The following is a 2,567-nucleotide window of genomic DNA, read 5'->3' as shown; positions in this document are numbered from 1 at the left end:
AAGTAAAATACGGGTTACCTGTTCGGGCTTAATGTCCGTCGTGTTTCCAATGACTTTAAAAAATGATCCCGAATTCATCGACGAAAAGCTGGAGACGGCATCGCGGTGTCGAAGCAGACTTTTGGGAGTCATCACAATCAATGGTTTACGCCATTTGCGTAACATCTGACGTCGCAGCAGGTGGAAAAACTGATCCGGTGTTGTCGGCACTGCAATTTGAATGTTATTCTCCGCAGCCATCTGCAGGAATCGTTCATAGCGGGCACTGGAATGTTCTGGCCCCTGCCCTTCGAATCCATGAGGCAACAGGAGTACGATACCACTGTAACGCTGCCATTTATCTTCGGCACTGACAATGAACTGATCGATAATCACCTGAGCCGCGTTACAGAAATCACCAAACTGCGCTTCCCAGATAATCAGGCCATCGGGACAGTCCAGACTGTACCCGTAATCAAAGCCAAGAACCCCCGCCTCCGATAGCGGGCTGTTCACAATTTCGAGCGGCCCCTGTCCCGCGACCAGATGTTTCAGAGGCGTAAATTTTTTCCCGGTGATGACATCGTGCAGAACCGCATGGCGGTGGCTGAAAGTCCCTCGCTGGGCATCCTGACCGCTCACACGAATCCGATAACCTTCAGTCAGCAGTGAGGCAAAAGCGAGTGCTTCTGCTGTCCCCCAGTCGATCTTGCGTTCGCCCAACGCCATTTCTTTACGAATCGATAACAGCCTTTCGATTTTCTTATGCGGAGTAAATCCTTCCGGTAATTCTGTCTGCTTTAACAGCAGATTCACGAGATCTTTTTCTGGAACCCCCGTATCGATCTGGTCAGCAGGTAATTCTCTTCCGCCACGATAACCGGCCCAGATACCTGCAGGCAATTCAACCGTGTGCGGGTAATTTGCGACGCGGGCCGCAGCCAGTTCTGCCTCCAGATGGGAAATACTTTCATCCTGTAAGCGGTCACCATCTTCCTGAGTTACCGATTTACGCTCCACCATGCGTCGCAGGAAACTGTCCCGAACAGAAGGACGTTTGGAAATCGTGTCATACATTAATGGCTGGGTGAATGCCGGCTCGTCCCCTTCGTTATGCCCACGTCGACGATAACAATACATGTCGATCACAACATCCCGATGGAATTCTTTACGGAAATCCATTGCCAGTCTGACAACCTGGGCCACTGCTTCCGGATCTTCCCCATTCACGTGAAAGATGGGAATCTGCAGCATTTTGGCAACGTCCGTGGCGTAGGTCGAAGATCGACTCTGTGCCGGATCCGTGGTAAAACCGATCTGGTTGTTGACGACCACGTGAATCGTACCGCCCGTGCGATACCCTTTTAATTCACTCAGATTCAAACTCTCTTGAACGACGCCTTCACCCGCAAAAGCAGCGTCGCCGTGAATCAGTAATACCATTCCCTTGGTGCGGTTAATGTTCTCCCAGCGATCCTGCTTGGCGCGCATCCGCCCCATCGCAACCGGGTTGACGAATTCCAGATGGCTGGGGTTAAAGCAGAGCGTCAGATGGACGTTATGTCCCGATTCGGTCATCCAGTCGGAACTGTAGCCCAGGTGATATTTCACGTCTCCACGCCCCATGTTCATTTCCGGAGCGGAATCTTCATATTCGCGAAAGATTTCACGAGGCCTCTTTTTCATGATGTTCGTGAGCACGTTCAGGCGGCCCCGGTGTGCCATCCCGAAGACGATTTCATCTACCCCCTGCTCTCCGGCTTTCTCAACGGCGAGGTCCAGCAGAGGAATCAGGCTTTCTGCGCCTTCCAGAGAAAAGCTTTTCAGGCCAACATATTTCTTTTGAATGAATTCTTCGAAAACAACCGCATCCGTTAAGCGACGTAAAATCCGGAGTGCTTCCGGGCGCTCAAACTTGAGAAAGTTGGCCGTACTTTCCATACGGTCTTGCAGCCACTTCCGCACACGCAAACTGTCGATGTGCATGAACTGAGCGCCGATGGAACGACAGTATGTGTTCCGTAACCATTGAATCATTTCCCGCAAAGTACGCTGAGAGGGGCCGCCAAAGCTGGAAGTGGAAAAGACGCGGTCATAGTCCTTTTCCGAAAAGTCATAAAATTCGGGCATCAATTCCGGAGGAGTGGCCTTGATTTTCCCCAATGGGTCTAAAGAAGCCAGGATATGTCCCCGCACCCGATAATTGCGAATCAGCTGATCAAGACGTTCCTGACGATCAGCGATTTTCATCGTCTGGCGTTCAGTCCCTTCCGATTGCTGCTTTCCGGGAGGATTGAACATCGTATGCCGTTTGAACGACGGACCAAAACTGGGCGTGCGATCATCCCGGGTGAGTTTATACGGAAATTTGGCAAAATAGCTCTGCCATTCCTGGGAAACCGAGCCCGGCGACTCCAAATAACTTGAGTACAGGGATTCAACAAACGTCAACGATTCCGAGCTTAATTCGTTGATCAAATCTGTTGGCAACGGACTTTCGTGGTGCCCATTCCCATTAAAAGGGGATGAAGCGGTATCTGGTTTATCAAGCATTCTGCCCTCTCCGGGCTTAGAGACGAACAATCGAC

Annotated in this window: 1 protein-coding gene; it reads right to left on the bottom strand. The window is 51.1% G+C overall.

Annotated features, from left to right (window positions below):
* The coding region (locus tag Q0294_RS10015; protein ID WP_299464221.1) for a 2-oxoglutarate dehydrogenase E1 component at positions 1–2,532 on the bottom strand (2,532 nt) is incomplete at its 3' end.
* Positions 2,533–2,567 lie beyond the last annotated feature (35 nt).

The organism is uncultured Gimesia sp., from assembly GCF_937919775.1.
Taxonomy (GTDB): Bacteria; Planctomycetota; Planctomycetia; order Planctomycetales; family Planctomycetaceae; genus Gimesia.
Note: the sequence above shows the minus strand (reverse complement) of the source record. Positions and strands in the feature narration are given on the sequence as shown.